General features: G+C 67.6%; 15 protein-coding genes, 1 pseudogene and 1 riboswitch. Of the genes and pseudogenes, 4 read left to right on the top strand and 12 right to left on the bottom strand.

Annotated features, from left to right (window positions below; genetic code table 11):
* Positions 1-33: 33 nt before the first annotated feature.
* A riboswitch (TPP riboswitch) is annotated at positions 34-134 on the bottom strand.
* A 40-nt stretch (positions 135-174) separates the two neighbouring features.
* Both RI841_RS01400 and dauA read right to left on the bottom strand, forming a co-directional pair.
* Positions 175-453 (bottom strand): hypothetical protein, encoded by a 279-nt coding sequence (locus RI841_RS01400; protein WP_310703750.1) that lies wholly within the window; start codon positions 451-453, stop codon positions 175-177.
* 122 nt (positions 454-575) lie between these two features.
* Positions 576-2,330 carry a C4-dicarboxylic acid transporter DauA gene (dauA, locus tag RI841_RS01395; protein ID WP_310703749.1) on the bottom strand — a complete coding sequence of 585 codons (1,755 nt, stop codon included), beginning with the start codon at positions 2,328-2,330 and terminating at the stop codon, positions 576-578.
* Positions 2,331-2,506: 176 nt separating this feature from the next.
* On the opposite strand from dauA, the gene RI841_RS01390 reads away from it, so the two are divergent.
* Positions 2,507-2,704: a CopG family transcriptional regulator gene (locus RI841_RS01390; protein WP_310703748.1), complete on the top strand. Its 198-nt coding sequence runs from the start codon at positions 2,507-2,509 to the stop codon at positions 2,702-2,704.
* 212 nt (positions 2,705-2,916) lie between these two features.
* Here the strand turns inward: RI841_RS01390 and RI841_RS01385 are convergent, their stop codons facing one another.
* The 10 genes from RI841_RS01385 to RI841_RS01340 form a co-directional block, all read right to left on the bottom strand.
* On the bottom strand, positions 2,917-3,516 hold the full coding sequence (locus tag RI841_RS01385) for a CBS domain-containing protein (protein WP_310703747.1): 600 nt from the start codon (positions 3,514-3,516) through the stop codon (positions 2,917-2,919).
* 93 nt (positions 3,517-3,609) lie between these two features.
* Positions 3,610-5,313, bottom strand: coding sequence for a phosphoethanolamine--lipid A transferase (locus RI841_RS01380; protein WP_310703746.1), 1,704 nt, complete (start codon positions 5,311-5,313; stop codon positions 3,610-3,612).
* Complete coding sequence (locus RI841_RS01375; protein WP_310703745.1) at positions 5,306-6,088, bottom strand: phosphatase PAP2 family protein; 783 nt, start codon at positions 6,086-6,088, stop codon at positions 5,306-5,308. The genes RI841_RS01380 and RI841_RS01375 overlap by 8 nt, the downstream gene beginning before the upstream one ends.
* 75 nt (positions 6,089-6,163) lie before the next feature.
* Positions 6,164-7,552: an ATP-binding protein gene (locus RI841_RS01370; RefSeq protein WP_310703774.1), complete on the bottom strand. Its 1,389-nt coding sequence runs from the start codon at positions 7,550-7,552 to the stop codon at positions 6,164-6,166.
* Positions 7,549-8,229: a response regulator transcription factor gene (locus RI841_RS01365; RefSeq protein WP_310703744.1), complete on the bottom strand. Its 681-nt coding sequence runs from the start codon at positions 8,227-8,229 to the stop codon at positions 7,549-7,551. The genes RI841_RS01370 and RI841_RS01365 overlap by 4 nt, the downstream gene beginning before the upstream one ends.
* Positions 8,230-8,239: 10 nt before the next feature.
* On the bottom strand, positions 8,240-8,920 hold the full coding sequence (locus RI841_RS01360; protein ID WP_310703743.1) for a hypothetical protein: 681 nt from the start codon (positions 8,918-8,920) through the stop codon (positions 8,240-8,242).
* A gap of 26 nt (positions 8,921-8,946) precedes the next feature.
* A complete protein-coding gene (locus RI841_RS01355) occupies positions 8,947-9,804 on the bottom strand; it encodes an SDR family oxidoreductase (protein ID WP_310703742.1) in 858 nt (285 codons plus the stop codon).
* Positions 9,791-11,941 carry an AMP-binding protein gene (locus tag RI841_RS01350; RefSeq protein WP_310703741.1) on the bottom strand — a complete coding sequence of 717 codons (2,151 nt, stop codon included), beginning with the start codon at positions 11,939-11,941 and terminating at the stop codon, positions 9,791-9,793. The genes RI841_RS01355 and RI841_RS01350 overlap by 14 nt, the downstream gene beginning before the upstream one ends.
* A complete protein-coding gene (locus tag RI841_RS01345; RefSeq protein WP_310703740.1) occupies positions 11,925-12,599 on the bottom strand; it encodes a thermostable hemolysin in 675 nt (224 codons plus the stop codon). Before RI841_RS01345 ends, RI841_RS01350 begins: the two co-directional genes overlap by 17 nt.
* Positions 12,600-12,800: 201 nt before the next feature.
* Positions 12,801-13,145 carry a hypothetical protein gene (locus tag RI841_RS01340; protein ID WP_310703739.1) on the bottom strand — a complete coding sequence of 115 codons (345 nt, stop codon included), beginning with the start codon at positions 13,143-13,145 and terminating at the stop codon, positions 12,801-12,803.
* Between the two features lie 243 nt (positions 13,146-13,388).
* Here RI841_RS01340 and gloA point away from each other — a divergent pair, with 243 nt between their 5' ends.
* From gloA to RI841_RS01325, 3 genes and pseudogenes are all read left to right on the top strand, one after another.
* The gene (gene gloA, locus RI841_RS01335; RefSeq protein ID WP_310703738.1) at positions 13,389-13,922 is read left to right on the top strand and encodes a lactoylglutathione lyase; all 534 of its coding nucleotides are present in this window, start codon (positions 13,389-13,391) and stop codon (positions 13,920-13,922) included.
* Positions 13,923-14,024: 102 nt separating this feature from the next.
* Positions 14,025-14,993: an ABC transporter substrate-binding protein gene (locus RI841_RS01330; protein WP_310703737.1), complete on the top strand. Its 969-nt coding sequence runs from the start codon at positions 14,025-14,027 to the stop codon at positions 14,991-14,993.
* Between the two features lie 55 nt (positions 14,994-15,048).
* Positions 15,049-15,216, top strand: a pseudogene (locus RI841_RS01325) (IS481 family transposase); the annotation flags it as partial.
* Positions 15,217-15,278: the final 62 nt, after the last annotated feature.

Raw genomic sequence — 15,278 nt, 5'->3', positions numbered from 1 at the left:
CTCCCCGGCGCGGGAGGTGCCGCTCGGCAGCAGAGCCAGGGCCGCACGACTCCCTACGCCGGCATTATCCGGGTCAGGTTCCGAGGGTGCGTCTCAGCCGTGGCGATGTCGCCGCGGCGCCCCTGTCGTCAAGCTCTACTATCCCTGCCTGCTCCCTGGCTGTAAAGATCGAGTTCACGCTAGCAGATGGAAGCCGGAAAGGGTGATCAGGCTGGCCAGGGTCAGGCTGTACAGGGCGTCGAACATGTTCGACGGGAGTGCCTGGCTCGGCCACAGCAGGGCTAGCGCCGCGGCACCCAGGCCGACCAGCCCCAGTGGTAGCTCCACCGGTGCCCAGCCGGCGAGCAGCACACCGGTGGCCAGCAGCAGCCAGCCGGCCGTTACCAGCAGGCCGGCTCGACGAACGCTCGCCAGGCGTTCCGCCTCGGGAATATCGCGCGTGATAGTATCCATGTTGTTGCCTCCTTTTGGTTCTATGGGCGGGGAGATCTGCCCATTCACGAGACGCTAGAGGAAGCGTCTTAAGGATCGCTTAAGGCGCGATGACAGTGGCGTGTCGGTGGCGTTGTCGACCTTCAGTCGGTCCTGGCGAGCCAGCGCAGGGCCACCTTCCGGGCATGGGCCAGCTCCCGGCACCAGGTCAGCCGTCCGGCACTCCGGCGGATTCCAGCACGGCGCAGCTTGACGAGGATTCGTGTCGGCAGGCCGACCAGCACCAGGGCGACTCCCTGGCGGTGCATCTCGTCGACCACGGCCTTGAGGGCGACGATGGCGGTGCCATCCATGCTCGGCACGTCATGCATGTCGAGGATGACGATTCGCACGTTCGGGTCCACCAGGTGCAGCGAGGTGAGCGCTTTCTCGGCGGCGCCGAAGAACAGCGGGCCGTTGATATCGTAGAGGGCGACCTCGTCGGGCAGTGCCTCGATGCTGGCATGGGTCTCCGTATCGATATGCTCGGTCTGGGTCAGCAATGACATGCGCCGGATGAACAGGGCGGCGGCGAGCCCCATGCCCACGGCCACGGCCAGCACCATGTCGAAGACCACGGTCAGGGTGAAACAGGTCACCAGGATGGCCACGTCCCCCGCCGGGGCCGAGCGCAGGGTGTGCAGGAAGTGGCGGGCCTCGCTCATGTTCCAGGCGACGATGAACAGCAGCGCCGCTAGTGCCGCCATCGGCACCAGCCCCAGCAGGCCCGCCAGCGCGACCACCGCCAGCAGCACCACCAGCGCATGCACCACCGCCGCGATCGGTGACCGGGCGCCACTGCGGATGTTGGTGGCGGTTCGGGCGATGGCGGCCGTGGCGGTGATGCCGCCGAACAGCGGCGCGACGATGTTGCCTAGCCCCTGGCCGATCAGTTCGGCGTTGGGGTCATGTCGGGTCCGGGTCAGGCCGTCGGAGACCACCGCGCAGAGCAGCGACTCGATCGCCCCCAGCATGGCGATGGCGAAGGCGGGACCGAGCAGGGCGCGAAACAGTGCGAAATCCACCACCAGGGGTTCACCATCCGCGCCGGGCAGCTGCCAGGGGGCCACGACACTTGGCGCGATCGGGGGAATGCCGCTGCCTGTCTCGCCCTGTGCCTCCCAGGTGAAGCGCGAGGCGATGGTTTCCACCAGGTTCCCGGTACTCGGGTCGCCGATGCCGTGATTGATCGCATAGGCCGCCAGCGCCCCGACTACCAGCCCGATGAGGGGGGCCGGAATCGGCACATGCAGGCGCGGCCAGAGCAGCATCACGCCCAGGGTGAAGGCCCCGACCCCCAGCTCCAGCGGACTCAGGCTTGGCAGCGAGGTGACGATCCGCCCCAGGTTCTCGACGAAGTGCTCCCCCAGGTGTCCGACCTCGAGCCCCAGGAAGTCGGGCACCTGCAGCACTGCGATCACCACCGCGATCCCCGCCGTGAAGCCCAGTACCACCGGATAGGGCACGTACTGGATGAGGCGCCCCATGCCGGCGACGCCCAGCGCCACCAGGATCAATCCCGCCATCATCGAGGCGATCAGCAGGCCGCCCAGGCCGTACTGCTGGACGATGGGGAAGAGGATGACGACGAAGGCCGCCGTCGGGCCCGAGACATTGAAGCGGGAGCCACCGGTCAGGGCGATGATGGCACCGGCGACGATCGCCGTGTAGAGCCCGTGTTGAGGGGGGACGCCGGTCGCAATCGCCAGGGCCATGGAGAGCGGCACCGCGACGGTGCCGATGGTCAGCCCGGCCAGCACGTCGCGGCGCAGGTCGTTCAGGCCATAGCCGTCTCGCCAGGCCGCGCGCAGGCCGGTGGCGATGCCGGGAAGTCGTGGGGACGGTCGGTGGCGTGCCATCGTGGACTCCTCTCAGGACCTCCGCACCGAGGTTGGAGCTTCCCGGCGGGGAGCGATTCGATTGATATGTTAATAACATTAACATGCTGTTAGCATGGCTGACAAACATGGCCTGCCGTTGCCCCGGGTGGCAGCGGCTATTAACATTGAATGGTAATGTTGACGGGAGAATCTCGATGGAGAAGAAGACGGCGCGCCTGACCCTGCTGATCGACCCGCACAAGAAGCGGGCCTTCGAGCAGTTGTGTGCGTCTCAGGACCTGACCCCGTCCCAGGTAGTGCGGCAGTTGATCCGCGACTACCTGCACGACCACGGTGTGGAGTACGAGACGCGTTCCGACCTGCCCTCCAGGGGGGCGCCGGGGCGGGAATGATGTCCTGTCTGGCCGAGAGGATCGCAGGTCACAGCCATCGGCACCGCAAGTCTGTTTCAGAAGGTAGCTTGACTCACAACCAAGCGGCTATGAGAAGACCGAGGGGGCAATCGGCGGTATCTACCCGTTGCCGACATGTATTGGTGGCATTATCGTCATCCCGGATCTTCACAACAGGTCTTCGAAACCGGGATCGAGTGATGCCCGTCGTGTCACAGCTCATGACCCATCACGACCTGACAGATATCAGCAAAGCTTCGTGCCTCAGGCAATGCGCTCAGATCACTGCCGAGTGAACGTCCGATATCCGACGCCGAGATGATGCCGCGTATCCTCGGGTGTTGCATTTCTATCCTGTCGGTTATCAGCAGGTGCTGTTCGCCGAAGCTCTCCAAGGCCCTGACAAGATCATCGATGGTCAGGGATGCCAACTGTTCCAGCGACATGGCGAGCAGTTTGTGGCAAGGAGTCTGCACCATGCTGACCGTCACCTCCTCGTGCGTGATGCCGCGCTGCTGCATGGCCTGGGTGATACGCCGACCGCCGATCACTTCCTTTGCGGTCAAGACCCCAGTGCAATGTTGCCGTTCATCCACCACCAATAGCAGCCGGACCCCGCCATAGCGCATCTTCAGATGTGCTTCGTCTATCGGCGTGTCGGCCTGGATAACCCGTGGCTGTATCAGGGTGAAGTCCGTCATCAGCGCCCGGGCCGGACTGCGGGGTAACAGCCGGATCGTCTCCGGCATGGCAACGCTAGGCTGAGTATTCAACGGGCCTAGAGGCCTGGTCGAGAATGCCATGATCGTCATGAACCATCTCCATGGATCGGTTGGGGGAACACGAGTTGTCTTTTGTCGGCTTGTCCGATTATCTCACCGTTTCACGAGCTCCTTACGACAACCTTAAGACTCCACTGAGCGACGAGTCGGCATCGTCTCGATGGAGGCATTCAGGTTCGAGCGACACCCTTGGCTGATGTCCATGCGCGGGTCACGGATACTGCTTTCGACGCCCAGCACGCCGAGCAGGCTGTGGAAGAGGTGGTCATGACTCAGTGACTGGCCGGCTCGGCGGGCCAGGCAGTCGCGCTCGAGCCCAGCGTCCTGGTCGAATGTGCGGGATGACCACCAGGTCATCGGCACCTGGGTCTGCTCGTCCGGAGCGATCGCGTAGGGCAGGCCATGCAGGTAGATGCCGTTCTCGCCCAGGGATTCGCCATGGTCGGAGACATACAGCAGCGCCGTGGCCAAAGACGTTTGCTGCTCCAGCACGTCGATGAGGTCATCCAGGACGCTGTTGGTATAGAGGATCGCATTGTCGTAGCTGTTGACGATCGACGCTCGCGAGCACTGGGCCAGGTCGGCCTCCTCGCAGGTGGGCGTGAAGGCCCGGAAGGCCTCGGGATAGCGCTGGAAGTAGCTCGGGCCGTGGTTGCCGAGGGTGTGCAGCACGATCACCGTATCCCCCGTCACCGACGCCAGGCGCTGCTTGAGCTCCCCCACCAGCACGCCATCCCGGCAGTCATGCCCGTCGCACAACGCCGGATAGGCCTCCGGCGACGGGGCGTAGTGCTCGACCCCGTCGCAGACGCCCTTGCAGCCCGACTGGTTGTCGATCCAGGCCACCTGGTAGCCCGCGTGCTTGAGCACGTCCAGCAGCGACTCGTGGCTCTTGATGTAGCGCTCGTCGTAGTTGCCCTTGCCGATGGGCGCGAACATGCAGGGCAGCGAGACGGCGGTATTGGTGCCGCAGCTTGTCACCTCGCGGAAGTTGATGACGTCGCGGCTCGCCAGGCGCGGCGTGGTCTGGCGCGGGTAGCCGGACAGCCCCCAGTCGGCGGCGCGCACGGTCTCGCCGACGACCATCACCAGCAGGCGCGGCGTGCCGGTGGCGCTGGCCTGGCGGTGGGCATCCTCGCCGATCGGCAGGCGCACCTCCGGCAGCGGCTCCGAGGCCGCCATCACCTGGCCGGTGGAGACGAGGGCGTTGCCCGGCGTGACCAGGTAGCGCAGCTCGTGGTGGTTGCGCATCAGCGACGACAGGCTCTGGAAGGACAGCAGCAGCGACACCGTCAGCACGCCGACACCACCGGCCAGCCACAGCAGCGACATGCCGAGCCCCCGCTGCCAGCTTCGCTGCCGCAGCGGCCAGCGCCAGATCAACAGCGCCGGCAGCCCGGCGAAGACCAGCAGGTAGAGCGCCAGCCCCGGGGTCAGCAGCTCGCCGGCCTCCCGGGTGTCGGTCTGCAGCACGTTGTCGATCATGTGGGTATCGAAGTAGGCCCCGTAGTGGCCGGTGAAATAGCTGACTGATGTCGCCAACAGCACCAGCAAGGACAACAGCGGCTTGACGCTGACGCGGTTGACCAATGGCAGGAAGACCACGAAGTGCAGCGCGGTCATGACCACACCGTAGCCGGCCAGTCGTCCCCAGTCGGGGAGGGTGACGGGCGGCTCCGCAGCGAGTACCGCCGACCAGAAGCGATGGTTGTAGAAGAGGGTGAAGGCCAGGCAGGCCAGCAGGGTGAGCGCCTGGGGTGACAGGGCCGGCAATTTCGAGCGAGGAATGGCTCGACCCAGGCGGGCCAGGGCAATCGAATCAGGCATCGGGGGATGTCTCGTCAGTGTAGTGCGGCAGGATCAGGCGGCGTTGTGGGTGATGCCTTGTCGGCAGCAGCCAGCTCGCCAGCAGCGTGCTGATCGTCCAGCAGAGCATCAGCGTCCAGAGGTCGTGGGACAGGAAGTGGGCGCCCCGCAGCTGTTGAGTGATGCCGAAGGCCAGCCCCAGCCCCAGGCCGATGGCCAACCCCAGCCAGCACAGGCGTGGCAGGGTGGCGGCCAGAAAGAAGTACAGTGCCAACCAGGCATAGCCGGCACTGGCGTGGCCGGCGGGAAAGCAGGCGGTGTCCGGCATCTCGGCAGGTCGCCATTCCAGCAGCCCGACGAAGGGCCAGTCGCCGCCATAGCGGGCCAGGCCCCAGGGGCACTCCATGCTGACGAGCTGCTTGAGGATCGAGACCGCGAGCGTCGAACCCGCCACGGCGAGAAACAGGAAGAGCAGCGGCCGTCGCCAGGGGCGCAGAGGGGTTGGCGGCAGGCTGGCAAGCAGGGCAAGAATGACCCCGGCTCCCATCCACTGGCTGAGGGTGCGGCCACCACGATGCAGCCACTCCTGCAGCAGCACGTGATCCTGCAGGGCCCACTCGCCGCCTTGCCACTGGTAGACGGCATCGGCAAGCCGGAAGTCCAGCTGCAACCCGTATACCACCAGTATCAGGGCGAGAAAGCCGCACCAGGCGAGGGCCAGGCGGTAGGGGAGGGAAACGGGAAACCTCGGCACTGCGCCGGAGCGGATCGTCGCCTGGGGTGTCATGTCGGACATGGCATCGCCGTATCGAGAAGCGGAGATGCCATATTGGTTCGGCAAGCTTAACGCTGGCTTATGGCGGGGAGGTGGTCACGTCACGTGGTGCGTACGCGGCAGCACGACCGTCACCCTGAGACCGCCGCCCGGCGCCTCGTCGAGACGCAGGCTGCCCGCGTGGCGCTGCAGCAGCCGGTCGACGATGGAGAGCCCCAGGCCGGCACCGGCGCCCGGCCCGGCCCGGTGGAAGCGCTCGAGGACCTGGGGGCGTTGCTCGGGCGGGATGCCGGGGCCCTGGTCGTCGATCACCAGGGATAGGTCGTCATCCCTGGCGGCCAGCCCGACCGTGACGATGCCACCCTTGGGTGAGTGCTGCAGGGCATTGCCCGCCAGGTTCTGGATCAGGGTGCCGATGGCGCCGGCCTCGACCGAGAGCTCCCAGTCGGCGGTTTCGTCGGCATCGAGCTGAAGCTCGATGCCGCGTTCGGCGGCCAGTGGCGAGAGCTTGGCCAGTGCCTCGCGCACCTCGACCAGCAGGTCGGCGGGCTTGCCGGCCAGCGGCGACGCCTCCTCCGGGTCCAGGCGAGCCAGGGCGAGCAGCTGGGTGACCAGGCGAGTGCTCCGGGCCACGGCGTCGCGGAGCTTTTCCAGCGCCTCACGGCGATCCGCCGGGTCCTCGGCCGCCAGGGCGTTCTGGGCGTGCAGGTCGAGCACCGCCATGGGGGTGCGCAGCTCGTGGGCAGCATCGGCGATGAAGCGCTTCTCGCGCACCCGCAGGGAGCGGATGCGCTCGAGCAGGCGGTTCAGGGCGCCGGTGATGGTCTCCAGCTCCCGCGGCAGCGGGTGGAGGATCAAGGGCTGCAGGGTGTGGGGATCACGTCGGCGAATCTGCTCGGCCATTCGCGACAGCGGTCGAAGCCCCCAGCCGATCGCCCACCATAGCAGCAGCGCTAGCAGTGGCAGGCCGATCAAGTCCGGCAACAGCGTGCGCAGGGCCACGGCACGGGTCAGCTCGCCGCGCACCTCCTCGCGTTCTCCCACCACCACGCGCAGCGGCCATTCCGGGTTGCTCAAGGCATAGACCCGCCAGCCATGGCCGGCCAGGCGCGTGTCTTCGTAGCCCTCTTTGAGAGTGGTCAACGGCTCCGGTGGGGCGCTGGCCGAGCGCAGCACCAGCTGCCCCTCCTCCCATAGCTGGAAGGCCAGCTTGCTCTCGTAGCGGTGGCCGGCGATGTGCTTGTCCGACTGCTCGGCACGCATCAGGGCATTTTCCAGGCTGGCCAGCAGGGCCGCGCGCTGGCCGTCCGGCAGTGGCGCCTGGATCAGCCCCTCCAGCAGGCGGGCATTCTGCGCCAGGTTGGCGTCGTAGAGCTCCTCGATCTCGTGGGCGGCGTAGCGATAGCTGACCAGGCCGATTGCCAGCATGCTGACGCCGAAGACCAGCAGCACCAGGCCGAGCGTACGTCGACGGATCGACATCAGCCCGTCCTGTCCGACACAGGGTTGTCCAGCACGTAGCCGATGCCGCGCAAGGTGCGGATCAGCTCGGGGAAGAACTTGCGCCGCAGGTGGTGCACATGCACCTCGATGGCATTGCTCTCCACCTCCTCGTCCCAGCCATAGACAAGACGGGTCAGGGTGTCGCGGGTGAACACCCTGCCCGGATGGGCGAGGAACTCCTGGAGCAGGGTGAACTCGCGCCGCGAGAGCGACACCGGCTCACCGCGGTAGCTGACGCTATGAGTGGCGGGGTCCAGGCGGATGCCGCGGGCCTCCAGCACGCTGTTGGTCTGCCCCTGGCTGCGGCGCAGCAAGGCCCGCAGGCGAGCCTTGAGTTCCGCGACCTGGAAAGGCTTGACCAGGTAGTCGTCGGCACCGGCATCCAGGCCGGCGATGCGGTCATCGATCCCGTCCCGAGCGGTCAGCACCAGTACCGGCACGCGGTTGCCGCCACGGCGTATCGCCTCCAGGATTCGCATGCCGTCGAGTCCGGGAAGGCCGAGGTCGAGAATCACCGCATCGAAGGGCTCGTTGCCCTTGAGGGCGGCCAGGGCCTGCCGGCCATCGGCCAGTATATCCACCGTATAGTGTTCCGGCTTGAGGGCCAGGCGGATACCCGCCGCCAGGCTGGGGTCGTCCTCTACCAGCAGGATGCGCATGGGGGCTGAGTCACTCCTTCAGTTGGGCCAGCAGGCGGCGCACTTCCTCGCGGCGCCCGGCATCGGCGAGTTCGCGGCCGGGGCGTGACGGAGCCCGCAGCGCCTTCTCCAGGGCCCGGCGCGCCTCGGCATCGCGGCCCTGCTCGTGCAGATAGTCGCCCCAGAAGTAGAGGCTGTCGAGTCCGTCGGGGTTGATAGAGAGCGCCCGCTGCAGGTGCCACTCCGCCTTGTCGTCGTCGCCGAAGGCCAGCGGCCAGCTGGGCACCTGGTAGTAGAGGGCGCCGAGGCTGGTATAGGCCGAACCATCCAGCGCCAAGGGGTCGAGCGCCAGGGCGGTCTCGAGTTCGTCGCGGGCCTGCTTGACCAGCTTCAGGGCACCCAGGCCCCCGCTGGCACCGGCCTGGGTGGAGCGCACGATGCCGGCCCAGACGTGCAGTTCGGCCGCATCGGGGTGGGTTTTGACCAGTCGGTCGGCCTCGGTGGCCAGGGCGGCATAGGCGTTCGCCTGCTCCTTATCGGGCAGCTCGTAGCGGATCTCGGCCCAGCGCTGCTGCAGCCGGGCGAGTGGCTCGGCGATCTCGGCCTCCATGGCCAGCAGTCCCGTCGCCGGCAGCCAGGCCAGGGTGGTGGCCAGCAGGGCCGCGGACAGGCGCCGCCGCATGGTCAGTAGCTTGTTGTCGTGTCGTGTCATGGCGGGATGCCTCGTGTCGGGGAACGTCAGGGCGTATCGCGGGGTCCTGTTTCGCCTGGCCTGGCGACGAAGCGGCGGATGACCGGCAGCTGGCGCGCCAGGGCCTGGTCGACCAGGCTCGGCAGCAGGCTGTTGAGCCCGGTGAATAGCCGCTCGGGCCCGCCCAGCTGGGTCTCCTCGCGGCCATGTTCGATGGCGCGGCACACCGCCGAGGCCACCCGCGCAGGGGCGTCCATGGCGTTGCCGAGCGCCTGGTTCATCGCCTCCACCTCGGGGGCATTCATGGCAGTGCGGGTGGCCCGGGGGGAGACATGCAGCACCCGAACACGGGTATCGGCGAGTTCCCGGCGCAGGGCCTGGCTGAAGCCGCGCAGGGCGAACTTGGTGGCGCAGTAACCGACCTGTCCGGGATAGCCGATGGTGCCGAAGGTCGAGCCCAGATTGACCACCCAGCCATGTCGCGCCGCCAGCAACATCGGCATGAGTGCCCGGGTCAGTTGCAGGGTGGCGGTGAGGTTGAGGGTGACCAGGCGGTCGATCTCCTCGTCGCTGCAGGACTCGAACAGGCCCACTCGGTTCATCCCGGCGGCGTTGACCAGCATGTTGCAGCCTGCCGTGGCAGCGGCCCCGATCAGCGCTGCCCGGTCCTCCGGGCGAGTCAGGTCGGCGGTCATGGCCGTCACCTGGCCCGAATGGCGCGCGACGAGGGCGTCGAGGGCCTCGCCGCGGCGCCCCGTGACCAGCAACTGTGCCCCCGCGGCGGCGAACTCGTCCACCAGGGCCTGGCCGATGCCGCCGCTGGCGCCGGTGATGAGTACCCGCTGGGCGGGCCAGCCCCCCTCGGGCAGGGAGGGGGCGCGGGACCATCCCCTAGGCCAGCGCATCGGAAAGCTCCCGGGTGGCGCTGCCACCGGCACAGCGGACCTCGACGCCGCGGAACATGGCACCATAGAGGCGATAGACCATCCGCGCGGTGTCGATTACCGCCGCCAGGTCGTCGGCCTCCAGACGGTTCACCAGTCCCTCGAAGAAGGCCAGGTGGCCGATGTCCAGGCAGCCGTGGGAGGACAGGTAGCGGACGGCATCATCGGGCAGGCCGAGGCTCGCCTGCAGGCGCTCGGCGGCCTGGGTGGCCAGCGCCGTGCTGGTACCCTCGAGTACCTGCACCATGCCGAAGAAGCCCACTGGGTTGCCGTGGGTGATCTCGTCGCGCACTGCCGCCACCATCAGCCGGGTGGCGGGATCCGCTGCGCGGGTGGCGGCCACCTCGGCGTCGCCGCCGGCAGCGCGGATATCATCGAGGATCCACTGCTCGTGGCCATGCTCCTCCTCGATATACTCCACCAGGGCGTCGCGCAGCCAGCCCAGCCGGTCCGGCAGGCGGGCGCCGCAGGCCATCATCAGCGGGACCGTGAAGCGTACGTGGTGGTAGGCCTGGCCGAGGAAGGCCAGGTATTCGGTGCGGCTCACCTCGCCGGTCAGGGCGCGGGTCAGCAGCGGCGTGGCCAGCAGCCAGTCGCGCTCGGCGCGGGTGGCCTCCTGGAGTTGCTGATACGGTGTCATGGGGGTCACTCCTTGCGGGGGATGGGGCCGGCTGGCGAAGAGCCAGTCGCGGTAGCGGCCATGGATGGCATCGCGGCGCAGGCGGCCGTTGGCCGTCAGCTGGTGGTTGTCCGGCGTGAAGGGCGCGCAGCGTCGCCACTCCTGCACGCGGGCATAGTCGGGAAGGCCGGCATTGGCCGTGGCGATCGCCGCCGCCAGCCGGGCATCATCGACGTCGGGGGCGGCGGGTACGATCAGCGCCCGGTTCCCGGGCAGGGCCTCGCCGACGACCAGCGCCTGGGCGATGGCCGGCCGGGCGCAGAGCTCGCTCTCCACCCACTGCGGGTCAACGTTGCGGCCATAGGCGGTGATGAAGACCTCCCGGCGGCGGCCGTCGAGCGCCAGGGCCTCGCCCTGCCAGTGGCCCAGGTCGCCGCTGGGGTGCCAGTCGCCGGCGGCCGGCTCTCCCAGGTAGCCGAGCATGGTGGCCCCCCGGATCTGCACCTCGCCGTCGGCGGCCAGACGGACCCGGGCATGGGGCAGCGGTCGGCCCACGCCACGGGCGGCCTCGCCGGGCCGATTGAGGCAGACCACCGAGGCGCATTCCGAGAGCCCGTAGCCCTCGAATACCGGCCAGCCGCCGGCTTGCGCCCTGGCGAGCAGTGCCGTCGCCACCCGGGCGCCGCCCACGGCGACGAAGCGCAGGCTCTCCGGGGGCATGGGCCTCGCCGCCACCAGCGCCTGGAGCAGCTGGGGCACCAGGATCAGGCTGTGCGGGCGGAAGGCCTCGATGGCTGCCAGGGCCCGGCGAGGGTCGAAGCCGCTCCCGCCCTGCCAGCCCAGTTCGGCGACCGCGGGTAGGCAGGCGGTGGCGCCGAGCCACAGCGGGACGTAGAGGCCACCGATATTCTCGAGCAGGGTCGCCAGCGGCAGCATCGCCAGGTGGCGTTCGATACTGAGCGGTTCGACCACCGCGGCGAGGCTCTCGGCCACCATCAGCGGGGCGATGGCGTCGAGGCAGACGCCCTTGGGCGCGCCGCTGCTCCCGGAGGTAAAGGTGATGCGGGTGGTGCCGTCATGCAGGGCCAGAGGCGAGGCCACCCGCCGGGTGGCGATGGCCGGGTCCTGTGTGGCAGAGAAGTCGAGCGCCTCGGCGCCGGGGCCGATCCAGGCGTCCAGGCCGGCGCTCGCCACCAGGTGACGACGCTGGGCGTCGCTGAAGAAGGCGGGTACCGGTACTGCGACCCGTGCGTCCCGCAGCAGGGCCAGGTCCCACAGGGCCCACTCCAGGCCGTTGTCCAGCGCCAGGGCTACCCGGCGGGCGCCGCTCCGGGCGAGGCGTCGACAGCGGTCATCCAGGGCGGCGGACAGCTCGCCGTAGCGGAGACGACGGTGGCCATCGTCCAGGGCCGGTCGGTCGGGGTGCTCGGCGGCGTGGTGGGCCAGCCGCGCGAGGAAAGCCTCAAGCGAGCCGGGCATCGGTCACCTCCGCAGGGCGTGCCAGGGGCAGCAGGCCGCGGTCGACGAGATCCCGGTGGGCCCGGCGCAGGTCGCCGGCCATCACCCAGGGGTGGCGGTCGTAGTAGCATCCCCACTCGACCTGGCCGGCTCCCAGGCGGGTCGGGTCGGCGGGCATCAGCGGGTGGAGGTCGAGGCCCAGCCGGCGGATGCCGTTATGGACCTCGGGTGTGGCGGTGAACAACAGCCAGGCGATGCCCTCCGCCGCCAGCTGGTCCACCAGGTGGAGGTGGAGTGGACGCTGCAGGCCAGACCGCTGGCTCGCCAGGTTACCGATCTCGGCGATCTCGTTGCGGGAGATCGACTGGCCGAGGCGGCAGGAGAGGAAGGTCTCGGCGTTGTCGTCCAGGTAATGTTCCTGGAACAGCGGCCCCCTGGCAGCGGCACGCATGCCCACCGCCGCCAGGGGGCTGTCGGCCTGCCAGAGCCCGAACAGGCGTGGCAGGAAGTGGCCGATGCGGGCGCCGTGCTCGGCGGCGAATCGGCGACGCACGAGCTGTTCCAAGCGGCGTCGCTCGAGCCAGTGGTCGGCCTCGCGCCAGGCCAGCGGCGGCGGGGACGGCCTCACCGGCGGTTGCCGGCAGAGCGCGGGGGAGGACAGGGTGTCGGGGTGTCGCATCGGGGCGTCTCCATGACGTTTCCCCGATACTCTGGTCCTGGCAACTTAACGCCCGCTTAAGAGAACGGCAGAAGCCTCAGCCCCGCCGGTTCAGGCGCGAATAGCGGCCCGGCCTACGCCTTCATCCTGCACCGCCAGGCGTCGCGGTCATCCCAGGGGCACTCACGGGCGGTTCTGCCGTCAGCCTATCCCTGGCATGCATCAGCGAAAGGCGATCCGCGTGCCGCTGGCCAGCATCTCGTCCGGTGAGAGGGCATGCCCCGGCACGCCGATCATCTCGTCACCGCACTGGTCGCCCCAGGTCAGTACGCCGTGGGTCAGGCCGATGCCGCCGAGCAGGTCGCGGATCTCGCCGGTGCCGAGAAAGGTACGTGTCCTGCCCAGGTTGTCGGACAGCTCCGAGACGTCGTTGGCGTGGTGGAAGCGCACCGTGTAGATGCCATCCATCGATTCGACCTCGACGATCGGCGTGAGCCCATTCTCGATGGCATTGGCGATTTGCTTGAGGGTGACATGGTCATCCAGTTGATAGGCCGGGATGGACATAGGGCTGCCTCGTGATGTTTTTTACGTACAATAATTGTAGAAGGTAAGCGTGTCACATCAAGGGGTATTCGAGGTGTCTGTCGTCGGAGCCCTGATGGCGGGTGGAATTTTTGTATATGATTTATAAAGGAAGTAGCGGTTTGTGGAACCAGGCGCCATCCGGTCGGCAGGATGGAAAAGTGCGCCGGTCGCCCTCACCTCGACGGTAAATCGAACGTCCACCCCCAGCGAGAAGGAGTCCCCATGAATTTCCAGGGAGAGCAATACCCCGGCGTCCAGGCGCCCACCGCCGATAGCGAGGGCTTTCGCCTCAATCACACCATGCTGCGAATCAAGGACCCGGAGAAGGCTCTGGCCTTCTATACCCGGGTCTTCGGCATGCGGGTGCTGCGGCGACTCGACTTCGAGGAGATGCAGTTCTCGCTCTACTTCCTGGCGCGGCCGGAAGCCGGCGAGCGCGTCCCGGAGGAGGTCGGGGAGCGTACCGTCTGGACCTTCAGTCAGCGCGGCGTGCTGGAGCTGACCCACAACTGGGGCACCCAGGACAAGGAAGGCTTCGCCTACCATGACGGCAACGCCGAACCCCAGGGTTTCGGCCATATCTGCTTCAGCGTGCCGGATCTCGAGGCCGCCCAGGCCTGGTTCGATGCCAACGACGTGACCTTCGTCAAGCGCGGCGACCAGGGCAAGATGAAGGACGTGGTGTTCGTCAAGGACGCTGACGGCTACTGGATCGAGGTGATCCAGGCTTCCCGCATGGCGGGCAAGGGCGACTGAGTCCGCGGCGTCGTCCCGGCGGGGCGGTCTTTGCCTTCTATGGCTCAGAGGGATAAGGTCTCGGCCATGTTTGTTCATGGCATGATCTGCCAAGGAGTCACGATGAAAGCGATTAACCGCCCCGTCACTTTTGCCCTGGCCGGCGCCCTGCTGGCTGCCCCGCTGGCCTGGAGCTCCGCTGCCCTCGCCGAAGAACCCGCCCAGGTGCGTTTCTCCGTGCCGGCCTGGCCCGGCGTGACCGTCAAGAGTGCCCTGGCCGGCCAACTGCTGGATGTCCTCGGCTATGAGACCCGCCAGCAGGAGCTGGGCTCGACCATCACCTACGAAGCCCTCACCCAGGGTGAGCTGGATGTCTTCCTCGCCGCCTGGCTGCCCGCCCAGCAAGCGATGTTCGATGCCACGATGGAAAAGGGCGCCATCGTCGACCTCGGCAACAATGTCGAAGGCGCACGACTGGGCTTCGCCGTGCCGACCTACGTTCATGAGGCTGGCGTGACCTCCGCCGAGGACCTGGCCGACGAAGAGATCGCCGAAAAGCTCGGTCGCACCGTCTACTCCATCGAGGTCGGCTCCGGCATGAGTGACACGCTCAACGAGGCCGTGGAGAACGACACCTATGGTCTGGGCGACTGGAACCTCTCCGAGACCTCCACGCCGGGCATGCTCAGTGCCGTGGACGCGGCCATCAATCGCGAGGAGTGGATTGTCTTTGCCGGCTGGACGCCCCACTGGATGAACATCGAGTATGACATCCAGTACCTGACCGATACCCAGGACATGTGGGGGCCGGACGGTGGACGCAGCGACGTGCGTACCCTGGTGACCAACGACTTCGCCGAGACCGCCCCCAACGCCACCCGGCTGCTCGACCAGCTCAGCTTTACCGCCGATGATCAGAGCGCGATGATCCGCGGCTTCAGCTACGAGGAGCGCGAGCCCGAGGCGGTGGCGCTGGACTGGATCCGCGCCAACCCCGGCAAGGTGCAGGCCTTCCTGGAAGGCGTGACCACGCGCGACGGAGAACCGGGCTGGCCGGCCGTACAGCAGGCGCTGGAGATCCCCGACGCCTGATAGCGGTGTCTGACCGGCACGACCAGGAGGCCGCCCCACGGGGCGGCCTCGTCGTGTCAGGCGCACGCTGAAACGCTACACTTGGCTGTACAATCACCATATCCCGCAGAAGGCGCTGCACCATCAATCACCGATTGCGGTGATGAAGGAATGGCAGACCAAACGTCCTGAGTTATTTACCAAGCGGGTGGTCAATCATACGGGACCCGACAAGTACCCGTAATAGGTCTCTAGGGGGCTGGACTTCTGCCAGGGTGCGTTCGGGCAGGTCAGGTGAAATGTCGA

This window comes from Halomonas sp. (genome assembly GCF_031581305.1).
In the GTDB taxonomy this organism is placed as follows: Bacteria; Pseudomonadota; Gammaproteobacteria; order Pseudomonadales; family Halomonadaceae; genus Halomonas.
The sequence above is the reverse complement of the archived record's forward strand: the minus strand, read 5'-3'. Positions and strand labels throughout refer to the sequence as shown.

Bases quoted from the DNA above. Each gene is read 5' to 3' on its own strand.
- RI841_RS01400 (WP_310703750.1), bottom strand. From the start codon at position 453: ATGGATACTATCACGCGCGATATTCCCGAGGCGGAACGCCTGGCGAGC.
- dauA (WP_310703749.1), bottom strand. From the start codon at position 2,330: ATGGCACGCCACCGACCGTCCCCACGACTTCCCGGCATCGCCACCGGC.
- RI841_RS01390 (WP_310703748.1), top strand. From the start codon at position 2,507: ATGGAGAAGAAGACGGCGCGCCTGACCCTGCTGATCGACCCGCACAAG.
- RI841_RS01385 (WP_310703747.1), bottom strand. From the start codon at position 3,516: ATGACGATCATGGCATTCTCGACCAGGCCTCTAGGCCCGTTGAATACT.
- RI841_RS01380 (WP_310703746.1), bottom strand. From the start codon at position 5,313: ATGCCTGATTCGATTGCCCTGGCCCGCCTGGGTCGAGCCATTCCTCGC.
- RI841_RS01375 (WP_310703745.1), bottom strand. From the start codon at position 6,088: ATGTCCGACATGACACCCCAGGCGACGATCCGCTCCGGCGCAGTGCCG.
- RI841_RS01365 (WP_310703744.1), bottom strand. From the start codon at position 8,229: ATGCGCATCCTGCTGGTAGAGGACGACCCCAGCCTGGCGGCGGGTATC.
- RI841_RS01360 (WP_310703743.1), bottom strand. From the start codon at position 8,920: ATGACACGACACGACAACAAGCTACTGACCATGCGGCGGCGCCTGTCC.
- RI841_RS01355 (WP_310703742.1), bottom strand. From the start codon at position 9,804: ATGCGCTGGCCTAGGGGATGGTCCCGCGCCCCCTCCCTGCCCGAGGGG.
- RI841_RS01350 (WP_310703741.1), bottom strand. From the start codon at position 11,941: ATGCCCGGCTCGCTTGAGGCTTTCCTCGCGCGGCTGGCCCACCACGCC.
- RI841_RS01345 (WP_310703740.1), bottom strand. From the start codon at position 12,599: ATGCGACACCCCGACACCCTGTCCTCCCCCGCGCTCTGCCGGCAACCG.
- RI841_RS01340 (WP_310703739.1), bottom strand. From the start codon at position 13,145: ATGTCCATCCCGGCCTATCAACTGGATGACCATGTCACCCTCAAGCAA.
- gloA (WP_310703738.1), top strand. From the start codon at position 13,389: ATGAATTTCCAGGGAGAGCAATACCCCGGCGTCCAGGCGCCCACCGCC.
- RI841_RS01330 (WP_310703737.1), top strand. From the start codon at position 14,025: ATGAAAGCGATTAACCGCCCCGTCACTTTTGCCCTGGCCGGCGCCCTG.